This window comes from Micromonospora sp. (assembly GCF_048594385.1).
GTDB classification, from domain to species: Bacteria; Actinomycetota; Actinomycetes; order Mycobacteriales; family Micromonosporaceae; genus Micromonospora; species Micromonospora wenchangensis.
In genome coordinates, this window is sequence record NZ_JBMDWU010000241.1 from 1 (window position 1) to 21,006 (window position 21,006).

The window sequence follows — 21,006 nt, forward strand, 5'->3', positions numbered from 1 at the left end:
CCCCTCCGCATATCGGCCACCTTCGTTCCGGCGTCAACTACGACGTGCTGCGGCGCTGGTTGCTGGCGCGCGGTTTCGAGGTCAGGTTCATCCGTAACCTGACCGACATCGACGACAAGATCCTCGTCAAGGCGCAGGAGCAGGGCCGCCCGTTCTGGTCCATCGCGTACGCCAACGAGCTGGTGCTGGCCCGCTCGTACCAGGCGTTGAACGTGCTGCCGCCGACGTACGAGCCGCGGGCGACCGGGCACATCCCGGAGATGCACGAGCTGATCGCCCGGCTGATCGAGACCGGTCACGCCTACCCGGCCACCGACGGGTCCGGCGACGTCTACTTCGACGTGGCCTCCTGGCCGGCGTACGGGTCGTTGTCCGGCCAGTCGCCCGACGACATGCAGTCCGCCGGGGACGCCCCGGAGCGCGGCAAGCGGGACCCCCGGGACTTCGCGCTGTGGAAGGGCGTCAAGCCGGACGAGCCGGCCGACGCCTACTGGCCCTCCCCGTGGGGCCGGGGCCGTCCCGGCTGGCACATCGAGTGCTCGGCGATGTGCCTGCGGTACCTCGGCGCGGAGTTCGACATCCACGGCGGCGGGCTCGACCTGACCTTCCCGCACCACGAGAACGAGATCGCCCAGTCGCAGGCCGCCGGGCTGCCCTTCGCCCGCTGGTGGGTGCACCACGGGCTGCTCAGCATCGGCGGCGCCAAGATGGGCAAGTCGCTCGGCAACGCCCTGGACCTCGACTACGTCGACTCGCTCGGGGTGCGCCCGGTGGAGCTGCGCTACTACTACGCGGCGGCGCACTACCGGTCCCGGATCGACTACTCGGAGGACGCGCTGCGTGAGGCCGCGGTGGCGTACCGGCGGATCGAGGGGTTCGTCCAGCGGGCCGTGGAGCGGGTCGGCGCGGGGCAGCTCGGTGAGCTGCCCGCCGGGTTCGTGGCCGCGATGGACGACGACCTGAACACCTCGGCCGCGCTCGCCGTCCTCCAGGCGACCCTGCGGGACGGCAACACCGCGCTGGCCGACGGCGATGATGTGACGGTCCGCACCACCCTCGCCGCCACCCGGGCGATGCTGGATATCCTCGGCGTCGACCCCCTCGACCCGGCCTGGACCGGTGGCGGTCGCGTCGACGACCTGCGGGGCGTGGTGGACTCCCTGGTCGCACTGGCCCTGGAGCAGCGCGCGCAGGCCCGCAGCCGCAAGGACTGGGCGGCCGCGGACGCCGTACGCGACCAGCTCAAGCAGTCCGGCGTGGTGGTCGAGGACACCCCGCAGGGCCCCCGTTGGACTATTGGAGAGCAGGACTGATGGCCGGCAACTCGCAGCGCCGTGGCCGGCGACTGACGTCGAAGGCGGGTGCCCCCAAGGGCTCCGGCGGCAAGAACAAGGACTCCCTCGCGGGCCGGGGCAAGACCCTGCCCGCCGACGAGCGTCCCTGGCACAAGGCGTACTCGGGGACCGAGAAGCTGCCCCAGCGCACCGCCTGGAAGCAGGACAAGGAGCGCCGGGCGGCGGCCGAGGAGGGTCGCGCTCCCAAGATCGGCCAGCCGGGCACCAAGGACACCACCTGGGGCAGGGGCACCCGGGGCGTGGCCCCCGTCCGGTCCGGCGGCGGTGGTCGGTCCGGCGCGGGTGGCCGGGGTGGCGCCGGTGCGGGCCGCAGTGGTCCCCGGGTCGCGCCGGGGCGCAAGTCCAACCCGTCGCGCGACAGTCCGGAGCTTCTGGTGGGCCGCAACCCGGTGCTGGAGGCGCTGCGCGCCCAGGTGCCGGCGACCGCGCTCTACACCGCGCAGGGCATCGACGCCGACGACCGGGTCAACGAGATCACCCGTACGGCCGCCGACCGGGGCATCGCCATCCTGGAGATCAGCCGGGCCGAACTGGACCGGATGACCGGCGGTGTGCTGCACCAGGGTGTCGGCCTCCAGGTGCCGCCGTTCGCCTACGAACTCTTCGAGGACCTGCTGGCGACCTCCCTGGAGCAGCCCGCGCCGCTGCTGGTCGCGCTGGACGGGGTCACCGACCCGCGTAACCTCGGTGCGGTGATCCGGTCCGCTGCCGCGTTCGGCGCGCAGGGGGTGTTCGTACCGGAGCGGCGGGCCGCCGGGATCACCGCGACCGCCTGGCGGACCAGTGCCGGCGCGGCGGCGCGGGTGCCGGTCGCGCAGGTCACCAACCTGACCCGGTCGCTGAAGGCGTGTCAGGACGCCGGCTTCATGGTGGTCGGCCTGGACGCCGACGGCGACACCGACCTGTACGACCTGGAGGCCGCCGTCGGCCCGCTGGTCGTGGTGGTCGGCTCCGAGGGGCGCGGGCTGTCCCGGCTGGTCGGGGAGACGTGTGACCTGACCGTCAGCATCCCGATGATCTCCGACGTGGAGTCGTTGAACGCCAGCGTCGCCGCCGCCGTCACCCTCGCCGAGGTGGCCCGCCGCCGCGCTGCGGAGGGCTGATCCGGCGCGGGCACCCGCGCCCGGGACGAAGACACGACGAAAAGGGGCGGCCCGCCGAAGCGGACCGCCCCTTTTCCGTGCGGTGGGATCAGATGCGGTGACCGGTGGCCGCGTTGAAGACGTGGCTGCGGCCGGCCCGCGGCTTGACGAACACGGTGTCACCCATGTTCGGCATGGTCCGCCGGTCGGTGCGGACCACGAAACGCTCCTCGTGGCCCTCCAGGGCGGCGTGGCCGTAGACGTTGGCGTCCGAACCGAGGTCCTCGACCAGCTCGACCACGACCGGCATGCCGCCCTCGGTGGGGCTGACCAGGTCGCAGTCCTCCGGGCGGAAACCGACGGTGACCCGGTTGTCGCCACCCTCGCTGCGGGCCGCCTCGACCTGCTCGCGGGTCAGCGGGATGTGCATCTCGGCGAAGGCCGCACCCCGCTCGTTCAGCGGAACGGTCTTGATGTTCATGGCGGGGGAGCCCATGAAGCCGGCGACGAACACGTTGGCCGGGGTGTCGTAGAGCGCCCGCGGGGTGTCCACCTGCTGGAGGACGCCGTCGAGCATGACCGCCACCCGGTGGCCCATGGTCATGGCCTCGACCTGGTCGTGGGTGACGTAGACCGTGGTGATGCCCAGCTTGGCCTGGAGCGAGGCGATCTGGGTACGGGTCTGCACGCGGAGCTTGGCGTCGAGGTTCGACAGCGGCTCGTCCATGAGGAAGACCTGCGGCTCGCGGACGATCGCCCGGCCCATCGCGACCCGCTGGCGCTGACCACCGGAGAGCGCCTTCGGCTTGCGGCTGAGGTACTCCTCCAGCTGGAGCAGGCCGGCCGCCTCCTTGACCCGCCGGTCGATCTCGGCCTTCGGGGTCTTGCGCAGCTTGAGGGCGAACGCCATGTTCTCGTACACCGACATGTGCGGGTAGAGGGCGTAGTTCTGGAAGACCATCGCGATGTCGCGGGCCTTCGGCGGGAGGTGGGTGACGTCCCGCTCGTCGATGTAGATCGCGCCGTCGTCGACGTCCTCCAGGCCGGCGAGCATCCGCAGGCTGGTGGACTTGCCGCAACCCGACGGGCCGACCAGGACGAGGAACTCCCCGTCGCCGATCTGGAGGTCGAGTTGGTTGACGGCGGGGCGTTCGGTGCCCGGGTAGATCCGGGACGCCTTCGCGTACGTGACCGTAGCCATGGTGGTGCGCTTCCTTTCACCGGCAGGAACGTGCCGGACGATCCGAGTGAAGGAGCTGTCGGCACCCACGGTGCCGACCCGCGGACCCCGTCCGGAGGCAGCCTTCGCCGACCCCGGGTGTCATCCGTGTCACTGCACGGTAAACGGGATTTCCAGCTGTGCCAAGACGGGATACACCGAGTGGGACGGACGGCATACGCATTTCGGTCAGGCGGGCACGGCCGGGCATCAATCCCCTCGCCTGACGGGGTTTCGGCGCGTCGATTCGTCGGTGGCGCGGGCACAAGATTGACGTTTTCCATGCTCGGGGACCCTGCCGGCCGGGATTTCCCGACGTCAGTCGCTATGCTGACGTCGCAACACGCGCCCCTGTAGCTCAGCTGGCCAGAGCACTCGCCTTGTAAGCGAGATGTCGCCGGTTCGATCCCGGCCGGGGGCTCCAATTCCACAGCACGGCCGCCACTGGCGTTGCCGCCTGTCGATCCGTCGATAGCGGCCGGCGCACGTTCCTGCGGTCATCTCCGCGCTGCGTGACCGAATGGTCGCTTCCGGTGGATGGATCGAGCTGGTTGAGTGGGAGTACCCCACCCCACCGGCTGAGACGGACTGCCTCATGATCCTGACCGCCCCGCGTCGGCTGTGCACCATCCTCACCGCCGGTCTGCTGGCGGCGACGCTTGTCGCACCCGGTGCCGCGATGGCCGCGCCGAGGACTGGCAGCGCCCCGGCCTGCATGATGCATCCACTGCCCCTGCCGCCCGGCGCGAGCCTGGCCTGGGACGCGATGCTCGTCGACCCGGCCGGCCGGTTCATCGTCGGCACCGGCAGGCGGGCCACCGATCAGGGGCAGGAGTCGCTGCTGCTGCGGTGGGACGGCCCGCGCGTCACCGTGTTGACGGGATCACCCGGTCTGCTGGTGGCCGTCAACCGGCACGGCGTCCTGGTCGGCGACAGTTCCACCAGCGCCGGCAACCGACCGTGGCGCTACCGGGACGGCCGGGTGGAGTGGCTGCCCCTGCCGCCGAACGGAATCGGCGGCTATGTCACGGCCGTCAACAGCCGAGGGGACATCGTCGGCTACGGCGGTTACCTGGAGGAGCCGGTGACCCTGCGCTGGCCGGTCGACCGGCCGGACACCGTCGAGGTTCTGGAGCCCGGTGGGATCCCGGTGGCGATTCTCGACGACGGCACCATCGTCGGCGAGGTCCCCGGCGAGGAGGACCGTTCGTCGCCCGGTCCCGGGGCGCGTGGTGCCGGCGGGCGCGGGGTGGCCCCGCCGCCCGTCGCCTGGGTGCGTCGTCCCGACGGGCGGGTCGACCGGCTCACCGCGCCCGGCGCGGTGAAGTCGACGGTACGGGCGGCCCGGGGGAACTGGGCGGTCGGCCAGGTCGCCGACACGGCGGACGGGCAGTACGAGCAGATGGTGCGCTGGGACCTGCGTACCGGGGTGGCGACGCCGGTCAGACCGGGATTGATCGCCATGACGGGCGTCAACGCCACCGGTAGCCTGCTCTCCTACTCGGAGGTCGATCACCTTGATCGCCGGGTGCCGCTGCGCAGTGTCGTCTCGGACCCGGTGACCCGCGTCGTCGCCGAGGCGATCGCCGACAACGGTCTGGTCGTCGGCAGGACCGCCGGCCTGCAGGTCACCTTTCCGGTCCGGTGGAGCGGCTGCTGAGCGTTCCGGATCTCCGCAGGGCCCACCGTCGCCGCTCGCGCGGGACCACGCTTGTCGGTCCGGCTGGGTAGCCTGGTCGGCGCGAACGGGGACGACGGGCGGGGGCCGATGAGTCGTGCGGTGGAGCAGTCGAACCGGGCCATGTTGCGGGCCCGGGACGCGATGGACCGGGCGTACGCCGAACCGCTGGACATCCCGGCGCTGGCCCGGATCGCGCTGGTGTCCGAGGCGCACTTCATCCGCACCTTCCGGGCCACCTTCGGTGAGACCCCGCACCGCTACCTGCAACGACGTCGGGTGGAGCGGGCGATGTCGATGCTGGTGGAGACCGGCCGGGACGTCACCGACATCTGTTACGCCGTCGGGTTCAGCAGTCTCGGCTCGTTCAGCCGCACCTTCCGGCAGATCGTCGGTGAGTCACCCAGCGAGTACCGCAGTCGCCGGTCGGCCGGCGACGCGACGGTGCCGAGCTGCTTCACCAAAGCCTGGACCAGGCCCAGCAGTTTTGGATAAGCGGCAGGTCAGCGGCCTGACATAGCGTTCCGGGCATGACGATGAACGCGATCACCCGCTCCCAGCTCTACGTCCTCGACCAGGACGAGGCGCTCGACTTCTACGTCGGCAAGCTGGGCTTCGAGGTCAACACCGACCAGGATCTGGGTTTCATGCGGTGGCTGACGGTCAACGTGCCCGGCGACCCGCAGCGGGAGGTGCGGCTGGAGAAGCCGGGCCCGCCCGCGCTGGACCCGGCGACCGCCGAGCAGGTCCGGGAGTTGCTGACCAAGGGCGCGATCGGCGGGTGGCTGAGCATCACCACCGACGACGCCCGCAAGACGTACGAGGACCTGGTCGGCAAGGGTGTCGACATCACCGACGAGCCGACCGAGCGCCCGTACGGCATCGACTTCGGCATCCGGGACCCGTTCGGCAACCGGATCCGCATCGGCCAGATGTTCCCCCGGGCCTGACCCGGCGTCGCGGGTATTGCGGATGTGGGCGGTGGGGTCGCCGGGCTACCGTCGCCCGGTGACCACACCGAGCCCTACCGACCTGCCCAAGTGCGAGTTCGCCTTCCCCGGCCCGCTGCGTGACCAGCTCGTGGCCGCAGTGTTGAGCGGGGCGAAGACCTCCACCACGGGCCTGTTGCAGGACTACGAGCGCGACGACGAGCCGTTGCCGGCCGTGGGCGACCGGGCGGTGGTGGTCGATTCCGCCGACCGGCCGGTCGCGGTGATCGAGGTGACCGGGGTGCGGGTGGTCCGGCTCGGCGACGTCGACCTCGACCATGCCCGCGACGAGGGGGAGGGGTACGACTCGGTGGCGGCCTGGCGGGCCGGGCACGAGGAGTACTGGCACGGGTCGGACTACCTGGGTTGGCTGGGTGATGCCGGGTTCCGGGTGGACGACGACACCCTCGCCGTCGTCGAACGCTTCCGGGTGGTGCCGGGCGTCACCGGCTGACCCGGCGCGGCCGGGACGGTGGCGGGCCGGTCAGCCGGTGGTCTGTTCCAGCTCGTCGCGGATGGTGAGGAAATCCTCCTTGCGGTCCGGCTGTTTGGTGGCGGTCAGGAAGACCACCACCCCGGCGACCTCCGGGTCGGCCCAGGCGCAGGCGGTGAGGTGGCCCTCGTCGGCGGTCCGTCCGCGCCCGCACCGGGCCTCGCCGCCGAACCGGCCGAACTCCACCGACCGGGGCTTCGGAATCCGGTACGGCTTGAGCAGCCGGTCCAGCATGGCCTGCGGGTCGGGGACGGTGCCCGAGACGGCGCTCACCACGATCGTCTCCGGGCTGCGTCGGCCCCGCCCGTAGACCGCCTCGACGGTGCTGGTGGCCGGCGTGGCCTCGCGGGTCAGCTCGTTGAGCCGGAACCGGGGCAGCCCGGCGGGCAGTGGCGTACCCGAGCGGGGCAGCCCCAGCAGGGTGTCCGGGGTCCGCAACGTCCGCGCCACAGGTGTCGGGGTGGGCGCGGAGGCCCGTTCGACGTCGGCGACCGCGCACCCGGTGGCCAGGACGGTGGCGACCACCGCCGGCAGCAACCCGATCCGGCCGGGCAGCCGGCGCGGGCCGACCGGACCGGCCGTGCGCGGCAGGCCGGGGCGCAGACGCGGGCCGGTCGGCTGCGGCGGGCGGTGTGCAACGGTCGGGCCGGACCGGTGGCCCGGACCGGCGGGTCGTCTCTTCGGCACAACGCTCCTCGCACGAATCGGAGCGGGTAGGTTATCCGACCAGTGTCACCCCCGGGGTGGCGTCCGCCCTCGCAGGCCGCCGTGAGCCGCGCCACCGGCGACGCAACCGGTGGCCGGCTCGCGGGAGGCGACCTCGTGGTCAGCCGGTGGTGGTGGTCTTCAGCAGCAGCGCGGCCAGTTCCCGCGTGGCGTCCGGTGGCCGCGGGCCGGTCGGACAGTCGGTCCAGTCGACGCGGGTCGCCCCCACGGTGAGCTGATAGCGGTACGTGTCGGCGCAGCCGTCGTCGGACGGGACGCCGGCATGGTCGCGGGTGGCCGGGCCGACGAGCATCCGGAGCCGGTCGAGGGCCGCCGCGTCGAGCCGGCCGGTACGCGTCGCGCCGGCCCGGTCGGTCGTGGTCCACCTGCCGTCGGGCTCGACGGTCACCGTGTCCCGGTTCCCGGCGAAGCCGCCGGATCGGGTCAGGGTGACCCGGTCCGCGCCGGCCCCCCGGGCACCGGGGTCGCCGGGCATCCCGGTCGACGGGTTTGCGGCCCCGGTCGGGGTGCCTGGGGTGGTGGTCCCGTCGGAGGTCGCAGCGGTCGTGGCCGCTGGTGGCGCGGGGGTTCCCGGCTCGGCCGCCGAGCAGCCGGTCAGTAGCGCGGCGGCGGTCGTGACGGCGGCCAGGAGCAGAGCGGATGATCTCATCCCGATGGGACGTGCATCGACGTCAATCGGTTCCCTGGGCAGGGCCCCTCCTCCGTTCGGCCAGTGTCGTGTCATGGAACCGCTCCATCCCTTCTCTTTTCCCGGGTGTATCGCTATATCTACATGCGTGACTACCCCCGTCACATCTTTCCCTTGCCAGGAGGGCACGTGAAAAGACCCCTCGCCGCCGTCAGCGCAGCTCTGCTCACCAGCGGAATGCTGACCTGCGTCGCCACCGCAGCGCACGCGGCTCCCCCCGCCCCCGCCCCCGATGCCGCCCCCGCCGCCCGCGCCGAGAGTCTGCTGCGCAGCAACCCGGGCGCGGTCCAGGGCACCAGCGCGGAGGCGTACCAGGCGGTCCGCACCAAGGTCGATGCCAACGGCGCGGCGCACACCCGCTACACCCGTACCTACCAGGGGCTGCGGGTGTACGGCGGTGACTTCGTCATCCACACCGCGCCCAACGGCACCCTCGCCGGAACCTCCGTCGGCCTGGCCGCCCCGCTGACCCTCGGCACCACCGCCAAGATCAGCCCGGCGGCGGCCGCCGCGACGTCCCGCAAGGCGTTCTCCGGCAAGATCACCGAGGTGGGCGCGCCGGAACTCTTCGTCGACGCCACCTCCGGCAAGGGCCGGCTCGCCTGGGAGACCGTGCTGTCCGGCTGGAAGGCCGACCAGCAGACCCCGTCGAAGCTGCACGTGATCACCGACGCCGTCACCGGCCGGGTCATCGGCGCGCACGACGAGATCGAGTCGGTGGTCGGCAGCGGCCAGGGCATCTACACCGGCTCGGTCAGCATCGACACCACGCTCTCCGGCAGCACCTACCAGATGATCGACCCGTCGCACGGCAACGGCCGTACCTGCGACATGAACAACGGCACCAGCACCTGCACCACGTTCACCGACGCCGACAACGCCTGGGGCGACGGCACCAACGCCAACCGGCAGTCCGCCGGCGTCGACGCCCACTTCGGCGCGGCCAAGACGTTCGACTACTTCAAGAACGTGCACGGCCGCAACGGCATCTTCGGCAACGGCGCGGGCGTGCCGAGCCGGGTCCACTACGGCCGCAACTACATCAACGCCTTCTGGGACGGCGCCCAGATGACCTACGGCGACGGCGCCAGCAACTCCCGGCCGCTGGTCTCCCTCGACGTGGCCGGCCACGAGATGAGCCACGGCGTCACCGAGGCCGTCTCCGGCCTGGTCTACTCCGGCGAGTCGGGCGGCCTCAACGAGTCCACCAGCGACATCTTCGGCAACATGGTCGAGTTCTACGCCGCCGCGCCGAGCGACCCGGGCGACTACCAGGTCGGCGAGAAGATCAACATCAACGGCAACGGCACCCCGCTGCGCTACATGTACAACCCGTCGCTGGACGGCTCGTCCGACTCGTGCTGGAGCACCAGCACCAAGAACAAGGACGTGCACTACTCCTCCGGCGTCGGCAACCACTTCTTCTTCAACCTCGCCGAGGGCACCGGCGCCACGTCGTACGGCACCTCGCCGGTCTGCGGCTCCGCCCCGGCGGTCACCGGCATCGGCCGGGAGAAGGCCGAGAAGATCTGGTTCCGCGCCCTGGACGTGTACTTCACCTCCAACACGTCGTACGTCAACACCAGCACCCCGGCCAACACCGCCCGCGCGTACAGCCTCAAGGCGGCGACCGACCTGTACGGCAGCTGCTCCACCGAGTACAAGGCCGTCCAGGCGGCGTGGACCGCGGTCAACGTCGCCGGCAGCGACGCCCCCTGCTCCTCCACCGGTAACGACTTCTCCGTCTCGCTCTCCCCGACCTCCGGTTCGGTGACCGCGGGCGGTTCGGTCGCCACCACCGTCGCCACCGCGACCACCAGCGGCACCGCGCAGACCGTGACGTTCTCCGCGTCCGGCCTGCCGACCGGCGCGACCGCGACGTTCAGCCCGGCCTCGGTGACCTCGGGTGCCGCGTCGACCCTGACCATCGCCACCTCGGCCAGCACCCCGGCCGGCAGCTACCCGGTGACGGTCACCGGCACCGGCGCGGTGGCCCACTCGGCCAGCTACACGCTGGTCGTGAGCAGCGTCGGTGGCAGCTGCACCGCCGGCCAGCTCCTGGGCAACCCCGGCTTCGAGTCCGGCAACACGGTCTGGGCGGCCAGCACGGGCGTCATCGGGCAGAACGGCGCCAGCCAGCCCACCCACGGTGGCACCTGGAACGCCTGGCTGGGCGGCACCGGTGGCACCCTGACCGAGACGCTCTCCCAGTCGGTGAGCGTGCCGGCGGGCTGCTCGACGTACAACTTCAGCTTCTGGCTGCACATCGACTCGCGGGAGGTCAGCACGACCACCGCGTACGACAAGCTGACCGTGCAGGTGCTCAACTCCTCCGGCACCGTGCTGGCGACCCTGGCGACCTACTCGAACCTGAACAAGGCCACCGGGTACACCCAGCGCTCGTTCTCGCTGGCCGCGTACGCCGGCCAGAGCGTGACCCTGAAGTTCACCGGCACCGAGGACGCCTCGCTGCGGACGTCCTTCGTGGTCGACGACACCGCGCTCGACGTCTCCTGACCTGACCCCTGCGTCGGTGGGCCCGGCGGCCACCCCTCCTGGGTGGTCGCCGGGCCCGCGCCGTTATGGTCGCCGCACCGGTGACGCGACGAGAGGGGTGCGACGGTGTCGGATGCGGAGTTGGCCGTCGGGGTGACCGGCGCGGTGGCGACGGTGACCATCCGTAACCCCGGCCGGCGCAACGCGATGACCCCGGAGATGTGGCGACGGCTGCCCGTGCTGCTGGACGGGCTGGAGGCCGACCCGGCCGTACGCGCCCTGGTGCTCACCGGCGCCGACGGGGCGTTCTGCGCCGGTGCCGACCTCGGTGACCTCGACGAACTGCTGGACGCCAACGGGGACGTGGGCGACGCGGTCGCCGCCGAGGAACGGTTGGCCGCGTTCGCCAAGCCCACCGTCGCGGCGGTGCAGGGCCCCTGCGTGGGCGGTGGTTGCCTGCTCGCGGTCGCCTGCGACCTGCGGATCGCCGCCCCGGACGCCCGGTTCGGGGTGCCGCCGGCCCGGCTCGGGCTGGTCTACCCGGCCCCCACCACCCGGCGGCTGACCCGGCTCGTCGGCCCGTCCACGGCCAAGTTCCTGATCTTCACCGCCGAGCTGATCGACGCCGAACGGGCGCTGCGGGTCGGCCTGGCCGACGAGGTGGTCGACGACCTGCCCGGCCGGGTGACCGCGATCACCGCCGCCATCGCGGCCCGCTCCCAGCTCAGCATCGCCGCCGCCAAGGAGATCATCGACGACCGGGCCAGCCCGGCCCGGATCGCCTGGTGGCACCGGAAGGCACGGGACAGCGGCGAGGCCCGCGAAGGCGTCGCCGCCCACCACGAACGCCGTCCGCCCGACTTTCCCTGGTCACCGTCCGCCGGTCACTGATCCGGTCCGCCCGGCTGCCACCGTCGGGGTCGGCGCACGATCGTGGATGTAGTGGCAACGGAGCTGACGGATGCCACTACATCCGCGAAAGTGAGCCGATCGCGGTGGCGCGGGGTCTGCGTTCCCGGTGGGGTGGTGAGGGCCGGCGGGCGTCGCACCGGGCGTTCCCCGACGCGACCCCCTGTGCCCGCCGGCCGGTCCGGTCACCGCCCGGCGAGGCTCGCCCAACTCGGCGTCGCCGGTTCCCGCCGCAGCGGCATGCCGGCCTCGGCCGGGGTCCGGTCACCCTTGTGCTGGTTGCACGGGTAACAGGCGGCGGTGGTGTTCCGCCAGGTGTTGCCGCCGCCGCGTGAGCGGGGCAGCACGTGGTCGACGGTGCTGGCCGGCCCGCCGCAGTACGCGCACCGCCCACCGTCGCGGCGCAGCACCCCCGCCCGGGACCAGGCCGGGCCGGCGCTGAACCGCCAGCGGGTGACGACGTACCGGATGAGGCGGACCACCCGGGGGACGGGGAAGACCCCGATCACCCGGTCCGGCTCGGCCTCGTGGATCTCGGCGACCCGACGGCACAGCATCCGGATCGCGTGTTGGACGGTGACCCGGTGCAGCGGGCCGAGGTCGGCGTTGATGACGAGGACGGCGTCCACCGGGCTCTCCCTTCGCGGTCGGTGGGTCGATCGGGTCGGCGGGCGGGGTCAGTGGTCCGCAGTGGCGGCGACCCGGACCGGGCCGCCGCCGACGGTCGGCCCGGACGACGAAGGCCGCCCGGTCCTCGGGTGGGACGGGGCGGCCGGCGCGTACGGACACGCGTCAGTCGGGATTCCCGTCCCGGGGATCTTCGGCTCGGCAACCGCCGACGGGTAGCGTCGACCACGCGCTGGTGAGCTGCGGCGACGTCATGCTGTGCTCCCGGTTCGACTGGTTGACCGTGCGTGGATCACGCTATGCGCGGCGGTGCGAGCGGGCAACGCATTTCGATGCCACCTGCCGGCCCTGCCCTTCCCCTTGCGAGCTGCCGGGCCGGCAGACCCGGTTACGGGCGGACCGACCAGACGGTCACGTCGACCGAGGCCGGCGTCGCCTGGTAGCGGTTGTGGTCGATCCGGACGTAGTTGACCACCGTCGGGTCGCCCGGATCGGGCTGGCAGTAGGTGACCGGGGTGGGTTCGAGCTGTTCGAGGTCGATGCTCGGATACCGCTGCGCCTTCGGGTTCCGGCAGCCCTCGTAGCTGAGGTCGGTCGGGTCGTCGGTCCAGTCGTAGAGGGCGAGCTGGTGGTGCTGCGCCTGGAAGATCAGGGTGCCCGCCCCGGTGCCCCTCGCCACCCGGGGCCTCGGCAGGAAGTAGACCGAGTCGTCGGCGTGCAGGGTCCAGCGCGGTGCACCCGCCGGCGGCACCCAGTCCGGCCCCGCCGGCCCCCGGGTCGGCGTCGGTCCGGCGGTGGGGGTCGGCGGGCCGGTCGTCGGCCCGTCCGGACCCGGGGCCGGGGTCGCCGGGGTGGTGGGTGTCGCTCCGGACGGATCCACGGTGGGTGTCGGCCCGACCGGGGTCGCCGTGACGCCGGGGTCGGCCGACGCGGCGTCGACGGAGGTCGTGGGGGAGGCGCCCCGCGCGTCCGGCGTCCGGCCCGTCGGCCAGGAGAGCACGGTCACCGTACCGACGATCACCAGCAGCAGCGCGGCGATCCCGGCCGGCAGCCGCCAGCGTCGCCAGCGGCGGCGCAGCCCCGGGCCCGACCCGGTGCCGGCGGCTCCGCCCGGTGCGTCGGGTGCGGCCGGGGTCGCCCCCGACGGCAGGGCGGCGGCGTCCGCCGCCGCCCGGGACAGCCGAGGGTCGATCGCGCTGAACAGGGACAACAGCCCGAGCGCGCTCGCGGCGAAGACGCCGGCCAGGCCCACCAGGGCATTGGCCTTGTCGACCCCGATCCGCCAGGCCAGCACCGCCACCCCGATGGCGGCCACGGCGAGCAACGTGTAGGCCTTTCGCGGTCCCGTCATGCGAATCATGGTGGCCGGGGGCGGCGGGGCACGGTGTCGGGTAGGCGACGCAGCGTGGTCACCGCTCGACATCGGGACCTTCGGCTGACCGGACACGCCCGGGACGGCGCGACGACGGGACCTTTGGCCACCGAGGGACGGGTCCTTGCGCCCCACCGCCGAGACGGCTGTCGATGAATGCTGAAGGTGTCCGAGAAGCCGCCAACCGCCGAGGTGAAAGCATGTCGACCGAACTCGCCACCACGATCGACGCCCTGGTCGCCGACGGCCTCAAGGCCCTGGCCGACTACGACCGGTACGACCAGGAGCAGATCGACCACATCGTCCGCAAGGCGTCGGTGGCCGCGCTGGACCGGCACGCCGCCCTCGCCCAGCTCGCCGTAGCCGAGACCGGTCGGGGGGTGTTCGAGGACAAGGCGGTGAAGAACATCTTCGCCTGCGAGCACGTCACGCACAGCATGGCGAAGACCCGCACCGTCGGGGTGATCGCCCGGGACGAGATCAGCGGCATCGTCGAGATCGCCGACCCGGTGGGCGTGGTCGCCGGGATCACCCCGGTCACCAACCCCACCTCGACCACCATCTTCAAGGCGCTGCTGGCGCTCAAGACCCGCAACCCGATCATCTTCGCCTTCCACCCGGCGGCGCAGCGGTGCAGCGTCGAGGCCGCCCGCACGGTACGCGACGCGGCCGTCGCCGCCGGGGCCCCGGAGCACTGCATACAGTGGATCGAGGAGCCGTCGGTCGAGGCGACCACCGCGCTGATGCACCACCCCGGGGTCGCCACCATCCTCGCCACCGGCGGCAACGCCATGGTGCGGGCCGCGTACTCGGCGGGGAAGCCGGCGCTCGGCGTGGGCGCGGGGAACGTACCGGCCTGGATCGAGGCGACCGCCAAGCTCAAGCGCGCGGTCAACGACGTCGTGCTGTCCAAGTCGTTCGACAACGGCATGATCTGCGCCTCCGAGCAGGCCGTCATCCTCGACGCGGCGATCCACGACGCCGCCATCGCGGAGTTCCGCACCCTGCACGCCCACCTGGCGACCCCGGCGGAGAAGGAGAAGCTGGAGGCGCTGCTCTTCCCCGCCGGAAAGCTCCACCCCGCCGTGGTCGGCCGCACCGCCGCCGGGATCGCCGACGCCGCCGGCATCACCGTCGCCCCCGACACCTCGATCATCCTGGTCGCGGTCGACCGGGTCGGCCCCGACGAGCCGCTGACCCGGGAGAAGCTCTGCCCGGTGCTCGCCGTGCTGCGCGCCGACAGCCGCGAACAGGGCCTGCGGTACGCCGAGCAGATGGTCGAGTTCCACGGCCTCGGGCACAGCGCGGTCATCCACACCGCCGACGAGGAGCTGGTGGAGGAGTTCGGCCGCCGGGTCAAGGCGGTCCGGATCATCTGGAACTCGCCCGCCTCGCAGGGCGGCATCGGCGACATGTACAACGCGTTCCTGCCGTCGCTGACGCTGGGCTGCGGCAGCTACGGGCGTACCTCGGTGTCCGACAACGTGTCGGCGGTGAACCTGCTCAACATCAAGCGGATCGGCCGGCGGAACAACAACATGCAGTGGTTCAAGGTCCCGTCGAAGATCTTCTTCGAGGCGAACGCGATCCGCTACCTCGCCGAGATGCCCGACGTGCACCGGGTCACCGTGGTCACCGACGCCACCATGACCCGGCTCGGCTTCGTCGACCGGATCAACCGGGTGCTGCAACGCCGCCCCGAGCGGATCGCCCTGCAGATCATCGACGACGTGGAACCCGAGCCGAGCGTCGACACCGTCGACCGGGGGGCCGCGCTGATGCGGGCCTTCCGCCCGGACACCATCGTCGCCCTCGGTGGCGGCTCGGCGATGGACGCGGCCAAGGTGATGTGGCTGCGCTACGAGCACCCGGACGTGGTCTTCGACGACATGCGGGAGAAGTTCTTCGACATCCGCAAGCGCGCCTTCACCTTCCCCACCCTCGGCGCGCTGGCCCGGCTGGTCTGCGTGCCGACCACGTCGGGCACGGGCGCGGAGGTGACCCCGTTCGCGGTGATCACCGACCACCGCACCGGCAAGAAGTACCCGCTGGCCGACTACGCGCTCACCCCGACCGTGGCGATCGTCGACCCGGTGCTGACCGCCAGCATGCCGGCGACCATCGCCGCCGACAGCGGCTTCGACGCCCTCACCCACGCCATCGAGGCGTACGTGTCGGTGTACGCGAACGACTTCACCGACGGGCTCGCCCTGCACGCCATCCGGCTGATCTTCGGCAATCTGGAACGGGCGGTGGTCGACGCCGACCCCGAGGCGCGGGAACGGATGCACAACGCGGGCACCATCGCCGGGATGGCGTTCGGCAGCGCCTTCCTCGGCATCGTGCACGCCATGTCGCACACCCTCGGCGCGACGTTCCACATCGCCCACGGCCGGACCAACGCGGTGCTGCTGCCGCACGTGATCCGCTACAACGGCACCGTCCCGGCGAAGCTGTCGGGCTGGCCGCGCTACGAGAGCTACCGGGCACCGGAACGGTTCGCCGAGATCGCCGCCCAGCTCGGCCTGCCGGCGGGCACCCCGGCGCAGGGGGTGGCGTCGCTGGCCGAGGCGGTGGAACGGCTGCGCGACGCGGTCGGCATCGAACCGTCGTTCGCCGCGATCGGCGTCGACCGGGCGGCGTTCGAGGCGGCGCTGCCGCAGCAGGCCCTCAACGCCTACGAGGACCAGTGCGCCCCGGCGAACCCCCGGATGCCGATGCTCGACGACATGCAGCAGCTCATGCGGGACGCCTACCAGGGCACGTCGCGCTGACCGGCCGGTCCGCCCGGCCCGACGGGTCGGGCGGGCATCCGGGGCGGTTCACTTCCCGGCGAGCAGTCCCCGGGGGCGGATCGAGCGGACCGGTTCGGTGGCCGCCCCCGCGGCGCGCAGGATGTGGTTGGCGGCGATGATCCCGGTCGCCGCCGACCGTTCCATCAACGCGCTGGGGAAGTCGGTGCCGACGCCGTCCCCGGCCAGGTAGAGGCCCTCGGCGTCGGTGCGTACCCCCGGCCGGCCGGCGTGGCTGCCCGGGGTGAACGCCGGGGCCTGCGCCTCGACCCGGGCGCGCAGCTCCCGCACCCCCAGCCCGGCGACCTCCGGCCAGAGCGCGACCAGTTCGGCGCGCATCCGTTCGGCCAGCTCCTCGGCGGGCACCCCCTCGTCGCAGGCGTACGCGTGCAGCTCCACCACCGCGCCGCCGGTGCGTTGCGCCCACCGGCGGGACTCGTTCTCCAACCGGTGGTAGAGGGTCACCGAGTCCAGAGTGGGCTGGCGGGACACCCCGCTGAACACCGCCCGGTCGGCCCGGACGTCCCCGTCGAGCCAGTACCGCGCCACCGCGTACGGCGGGCCGGGCCGACCGAACGCGGGCATCCGCGCCACCAGTTCGGGCGCCACCGCGACCAGGCCGGGGGAGGCGTCGACCAGGGCCGCCAGCGCGGGCGGGTCGACGGCCAGCACCACCTGCCCGGCGGGGTGGACCGTGCCGTCGGCGGTGGTCACCCGCCACCCGTCCGGCTCCCGGTCCAGCCGGGTGACGGCGGCCCCGGTGCGCACCCGGCCGCCGTGCTTCTCCACGTACCGGGTCAGTGGCTGCCAGATCGCCGTGGCGTAGTCCTCGTCGGGGCAGTCGAACGCCAACCCCTCCGGGTTGCCCAGCAGATAGAAGTGGAACTGGGCGATCATCTCGGCGGCCGACATCTCGGTCTCGTGGTTGAAGAACGAGTGCGAGAAGACCTCGAACAGCATCGCCCGCGCCCGGTCGGGCAGCTTCAGCGAGGCGAGCAGCGCGTCGGCGGTGGTGTCGTCGAACTCGGCGTAGGTGCGCACCGGGTCGTAGCTGAGCAGCGGCAGCGCGGCGTCCCGGTCCATCGTGCGCAGGTCGGCCAGGCGCAGGCTGGGGCTGCGCAGCAGTAACGCCAGCAGGTTGGCCGGCGGGGCCGGGGGCAGCCGGCCGAACTCCTCGGTGGGCCACTGCGCGGACAGGATCGGGTAGCCGGGGATGGGCTTGAGGAAACCGAGCGTCGGATCGACCCGCCGCAGGATCGACCGCCAGTTGTAGTACTGCCGGAAGAACGCGTGGAAGCCGTGCTCGTTGAGCTGGCTGCCGTCGGCGAGCGCCTCCGGCCACGCGCCGAGCCGCCCGCCCAGCGTCGGCGCGGCCTCCAGCACGGTGACGTCCACCCCGCGTTCGGCGAGCACCACCGCCGCCGACATGCCGGCGATCCCGCCACCCACCACCACGGCCGTGGTCGGTCGGGCCACCCGGGGGGCGCCACCCCCGCCCGGGTCCACCACGTGCTCGCGTACGCCGATGAGCCGACCCAGCTTCTGCGACAGCGCCATGTGCACCTTCCGACCCGAGGGACCCCCAGTCTGCCCGACCAGGGGCGATCCGGCCCGGTCAGACCGGTGCGGTGCCGCCACCGGAGTCGTCGGCGGGGTTCGGCAGCCCGGCGGCGAGCGGGGGACGGTCGGACGGCGGCCAGACGTACTCCAGATCGGACGGCACGTCGCCGAACTGCGGGCGGTAGTGCTCCGGGTCCTTGCGCAGCAGCGCCGAGCGGTGGCTGCGGTGCAGGTCCTCGCGGCCCAGCCAGGGTGGCAGCTCACCGGCGGCGGCCAGCTCGGCCTGGCTGCGGACCCGGCGGTGGCCCCGGGCGGCGGTCAGGTCGGTGACCAGGGTCGACGCGCAGGTGTCCGCCCGGCCCATCGCCGACCAGACCGCGCACACGTCCAGCCCGTACCGGGTCAACGCCTCCTCGTAACCGGCCCACATCTTCACCGCCGGGTGGTTGCGCCAGCCGTACCCCGGCCGGGTCAGCCCGCGCAGCACCTGGAGCGCCTCCACCCGCTGCTTGCCCAGCCGCCGCTGGTCGAGGGTCCGCGCGCTGGCCAGAAAGTCCGGGTACGGCAGGAACGTCTGCACGCCCGCTGCTCTACCCGCCGCCACGCCCACCATGCCTGCCGACCAACCGGCACTGTCCGGTGCGCTCACCAGGGCTGCGTCCCCGGCGACCGGCTGGCTACCATCCGGGCATGGCCGAACCCCTGCGGGACCGGGCCCGGCGCGCGACCGGCTGGCGGTTACGGATGAACGGCGACACCCGTCCGCACTACGTGGTCTGCGGCAACGACCCGCTGGCGTACTGGGTGGTGCGGGCGCTGCTCGGCACCGACCTGGCCCACGGCCGGGTCCGGATCACCCTGGTGGTGCCGGAACGCCGCCGCTCCGAGGGCCCCGACGGGCGGGACGTCGACGGGGTCCAGGTGGTCCGGGCCGACCGGCTCGACGAGGCCACCTTCCACCGGGCCGGCCTGGCCGGGGCGGACGGGCTGGCCCTGCTGCACCAGGACGACGTGGGCAACATGCACGCCGCGCTCTGCGCGCAGGAGGTCGAGCCCCGGCTGCGCCTGGTGGTCCGGATGTTCAACACCAGCCTCGCCAACGGCCTGCGGCAGCTCTTCCCCGACTCGGCGGTCCTCTCCGACGCCTCGATGGCCGCCCCGGCGTTCGTCGCCGCCGCCCTCGGCGAGGTGGCCCCGACCCACTTCCGGCACGGCGGTCGCACCCTCTACGTGGCCCGCCGCGCCGACGTCCGCCCCGCCGACGTGGTCTGCGGGCTGGCCGTCACCACCGATCCGGAGCTGGTCCGGGTGCTGCCCGCCGACGAGCAGGCGGCCGACGTGGTGCTCGCCGAGGCGACCGGGCAGCCCGCCGGCACCGAGCTGGCGGCCCGCCGGCTGGTCCGGGCCCGACGTCGCCGGCGACCCCTGGCGGTGCTGCTGCGGGCGGTCCGCAGCTTCGCCACCCGCAAGATCGGCATCGCGGTGCTGACCCTGCTCGGGGTGATCGCCCTGCTCGGCTGGCTCAACGCCCGTGCGGTCGCGGTGAGCTGGACGGAGGCGCTCTACCTGACCCTGGTCACCACGCTCAGCGGCCAGGACCCGGACGTCACCAAACCGGCCGCCGCCCAGGTCATGCAGGTGGTGCTCAACCTGGCCGGGCTGGCGCTGATCCCGCTGATCACCGCCGTGGTGGTCGACGGCATCGTCAACGCCCGGCTGGCTCTGCACGCCGGGCGCATCCAGCCGGAACGCACCGGGCACGTGGTGGTCGTCGGGCTGGGCAACATCGGCACCCGGGTGATGGCGCAACTGCACGACTTCGGCGTCGAGGTGGTGGCGATCGACCGCAGCGCGGAGGCGCGGGGTGCGGCGTTGGCCCGGCGGCTGGGCGTACCGCTGATCGTCGGGGACGCGGCCCGGGAGGAGACGCTGCGTTCGGCCTCGGTGGAGCACTGCCAGGCGCTGGTGGTGGTCTCCACCGACGACGGGGTCAACCTGCGGGCCGCACTGAACGGCCGGGCGCTCAACCCGGAGCTGCGGGTGGTGCTGCGGCTCTTCGACGGCGACTTCGCCGAACGCATCCAGCGGGCGTTCGGCATCGGCATCTCGCGCAGCGTGTCCTACCTGGCCGCGCCGTCGTTCGCCGCCGCCCTGCTGGACCGGGCGGTCATCGCCACCATCCCGGTCGACCGGCACGCCCTGCTGGTGGTGGAGGTGCCGGTGGCGGCCGGTGCGGCCCTGGACGGTCGGCCGCTCGGCGCGGTGGCCCGCCCCGGCGAGGTGCGCCTGCTGGCCCACTCCCGGCCCGGCCACAAGACCGACTGGCGGGCCGATCCCCGGATGGTGATCTCGGCGGGGGACCGGCTGACCGTGGTGGCCCGGCGGGCCGGGTTGGGCGCCCTGCTCCGCGAGACCACCCCGCCCCCGCCACCGGCCCCGCCGCCGCCCGCCGGGGTGCCGGCCTCACGTGATCCGCAGGAGTGACTAGCGGGGTCGGACGGCGTACCAGAGCGCGCCGAGGGCGAGCACCCCGAAACCGGCGAGGACGCTGGCGGTCGGCAGGCTGACCGCGAGCAGCACGCAGCCGACCAGCCCCAGCGCGGCGAGCGCCCGGACGGGCAGCCGTCGGGCCGGGTCCGGGCCCAGGGTCCACGCGGCGGCGTTGGTGATCGCGTAGTAGACCAGCACCGTGCAGCTGGAGAAGCCGATCGCGCCCCGGACGTCGCCGAGCGCCACCACCGCGACCACCACGGCGGCCACGGTCAGCTCCGCGCGGTGCGGGACGGAGTGCACCGGGTGCACGGCGGCCAGCGTCCCCGGCACGTCGGAACGGCGGGCCATCGCCAGCAGGGTCCGGCCCACCCCGGCGAGCAGGGAGAGCAGCACCCCGGTCACCGCCACCGTCGCCCCGGCCCGGACCACCCAGGCCAGGCCGGGCAGCCCCGCGACGGTCACCACGTCGGCCAGGGGCGCGGCGGAGGCGGCCAGCCGGTCGGGGCCGCGCACGCCGACGGCGCCCA

The 21,006-nt window shown here is 73.0% G+C and carries 17 protein-coding genes, 1 tRNA gene and 1 pseudogene; 11 read left to right on the top strand and 8 right to left on the bottom strand.

What is annotated here, in order from left to right:
* Positions 1-1,313: cysteine--tRNA ligase (cysS, locus tag ACOJTC_RS12540; RefSeq protein WP_420116978.1), on the top strand; the 1,313-nt coding region annotated here is incomplete at its 5' end.
* Positions 1,313-2,458 (top strand): 23S rRNA (guanosine(2251)-2'-O)-methyltransferase RlmB, encoded by a 1,146-nt coding sequence (gene rlmB, locus ACOJTC_RS12545; protein ID WP_357925942.1) that lies wholly within the window; start codon positions 1,313-1,315, stop codon positions 2,456-2,458. The genes cysS and rlmB, both read left to right, overlap by 1 nt.
* 88 nt (positions 2,459-2,546) lie before the next feature.
* On the opposite strand, the gene ACOJTC_RS12550 is transcribed toward rlmB, so the two are convergent.
* The gene (locus tag ACOJTC_RS12550) at positions 2,547-3,638 is read right to left on the bottom strand and encodes an ABC transporter ATP-binding protein (protein WP_420116979.1); all 1,092 of its coding nucleotides are present in this window, start codon (positions 3,636-3,638) and stop codon (positions 2,547-2,549) included.
* Positions 3,639-4,003: 365 nt separating this feature from the next.
* On the opposite strand from ACOJTC_RS12550, the gene ACOJTC_RS12555 reads away from it, so the two are divergent.
* The 5 genes from ACOJTC_RS12555 to ACOJTC_RS12575 all read left to right on the top strand — a co-directional run bounded on the left by ACOJTC_RS12555 (position 4,004) and on the right by ACOJTC_RS12575 (position 6,777).
* Positions 4,004-4,080: transfer RNA gene (locus tag ACOJTC_RS12555), tRNA-Thr, on the top strand.
* A gap of 171 nt (positions 4,081-4,251) precedes the next feature.
* Positions 4,252-5,316, top strand: a complete 1,065-nt coding sequence (locus ACOJTC_RS12560) for a hypothetical protein (RefSeq protein WP_420116980.1) — start codon at positions 4,252-4,254, stop codon at positions 5,314-5,316.
* Positions 5,317-5,424: 108 nt separating this feature from the next.
* Positions 5,425-5,829, top strand: a complete 405-nt coding sequence (locus ACOJTC_RS12565; RefSeq protein ID WP_420116981.1) for a helix-turn-helix domain-containing protein — start codon at positions 5,425-5,427, stop codon at positions 5,827-5,829.
* A gap of 35 nt (positions 5,830-5,864) precedes the next feature.
* Entirely contained in the window at positions 5,865-6,284 is a 420-nt protein-coding gene (locus tag ACOJTC_RS12570) for a VOC family protein (protein WP_420116982.1), read from the top strand.
* Positions 6,285-6,342: 58 nt separating this feature from the next.
* Positions 6,343-6,777, top strand: a complete 435-nt coding sequence (locus tag ACOJTC_RS12575; protein ID WP_357925951.1) for an ASCH domain-containing protein — start codon at positions 6,343-6,345, stop codon at positions 6,775-6,777.
* A 30-nt stretch (positions 6,778-6,807) separates the two neighbouring features.
* Here ACOJTC_RS12575 and ACOJTC_RS12580 read toward each other — a convergent pair whose 3' ends face one another.
* Both ACOJTC_RS12580 and ACOJTC_RS12585 read right to left on the bottom strand, forming a co-directional pair.
* On the bottom strand, positions 6,808-7,503 hold the full coding sequence (locus ACOJTC_RS12580) for a hypothetical protein (protein WP_420116983.1): 696 nt from the start codon (positions 7,501-7,503) through the stop codon (positions 6,808-6,810).
* A gap of 139 nt (positions 7,504-7,642) precedes the next feature.
* Positions 7,643-8,191: a hypothetical protein gene (locus ACOJTC_RS12585; protein WP_420116984.1), complete on the bottom strand. Its 549-nt coding sequence runs from the start codon at positions 8,189-8,191 to the stop codon at positions 7,643-7,645.
* A 168-nt stretch (positions 8,192-8,359) separates the two neighbouring features.
* Between ACOJTC_RS12585 and ACOJTC_RS12590 the strand changes: the two genes are divergently transcribed.
* Entirely contained in the window at positions 8,360-10,747 is a 2,388-nt protein-coding gene (locus tag ACOJTC_RS12590; RefSeq protein ID WP_420116985.1) for a M4 family metallopeptidase, read from the top strand.
* A gap of 105 nt (positions 10,748-10,852) precedes the next feature.
* Positions 10,853-11,617, top strand: coding sequence for an enoyl-CoA hydratase/isomerase family protein (locus tag ACOJTC_RS12595; protein ID WP_420116986.1), 765 nt, complete (start codon positions 10,853-10,855; stop codon positions 11,615-11,617).
* A 203-nt stretch (positions 11,618-11,820) separates the two neighbouring features.
* Here the strand turns inward: ACOJTC_RS12595 and ACOJTC_RS12600 are convergent, their stop codons facing one another.
* Positions 11,821-12,264 carry an HNH endonuclease gene (locus tag ACOJTC_RS12600; RefSeq protein WP_420116987.1) on the bottom strand — a complete coding sequence of 148 codons (444 nt, stop codon included), beginning with the start codon at positions 12,262-12,264 and terminating at the stop codon, positions 11,821-11,823.
* Positions 12,265-12,650: 386 nt separating this feature from the next.
* Positions 12,651-13,613: a hypothetical protein gene (locus ACOJTC_RS12605; protein ID WP_420116988.1), complete on the bottom strand. Its 963-nt coding sequence runs from the start codon at positions 13,611-13,613 to the stop codon at positions 12,651-12,653.
* Positions 13,614-13,834: 221 nt separating this feature from the next.
* Between ACOJTC_RS12605 and adhE the strand changes: the two genes are divergently transcribed.
* Entirely contained in the window at positions 13,835-16,408 is a 2,574-nt protein-coding gene (adhE, locus tag ACOJTC_RS12610; RefSeq protein WP_420116989.1) for a bifunctional acetaldehyde-CoA/alcohol dehydrogenase, read from the top strand.
* A 48-nt stretch (positions 16,409-16,456) separates the two neighbouring features.
* Here the strand turns inward: adhE and ACOJTC_RS12615 are convergent, their stop codons facing one another.
* Both ACOJTC_RS12615 and ACOJTC_RS12620 read right to left on the bottom strand, forming a co-directional pair.
* Positions 16,457-17,983, bottom strand: a complete 1,527-nt coding sequence (locus ACOJTC_RS12615; RefSeq protein ID WP_420116990.1) for a hydroxysqualene dehydroxylase — start codon at positions 17,981-17,983, stop codon at positions 16,457-16,459.
* A 58-nt stretch (positions 17,984-18,041) separates the two neighbouring features.
* The gene (locus tag ACOJTC_RS12620; RefSeq protein WP_420116991.1) at positions 18,042-18,566 is read right to left on the bottom strand and encodes an MSMEG_6728 family protein; all 525 of its coding nucleotides are present in this window, start codon (positions 18,564-18,566) and stop codon (positions 18,042-18,044) included.
* 110 nt (positions 18,567-18,676) lie between these two features.
* Between ACOJTC_RS12620 and ACOJTC_RS12625 the strand changes: the two genes are divergently transcribed.
* Entirely contained in the window at positions 18,677-20,470 is a 1,794-nt protein-coding gene (locus tag ACOJTC_RS12625) for an NAD-binding protein (protein WP_377682469.1), read from the top strand.
* Here the strand turns inward: ACOJTC_RS12625 and ACOJTC_RS12630 are convergent.
* Positions 20,471-21,006 (bottom strand): annotated as a pseudogene (locus ACOJTC_RS12630) (amino acid permease); the annotation flags it as partial.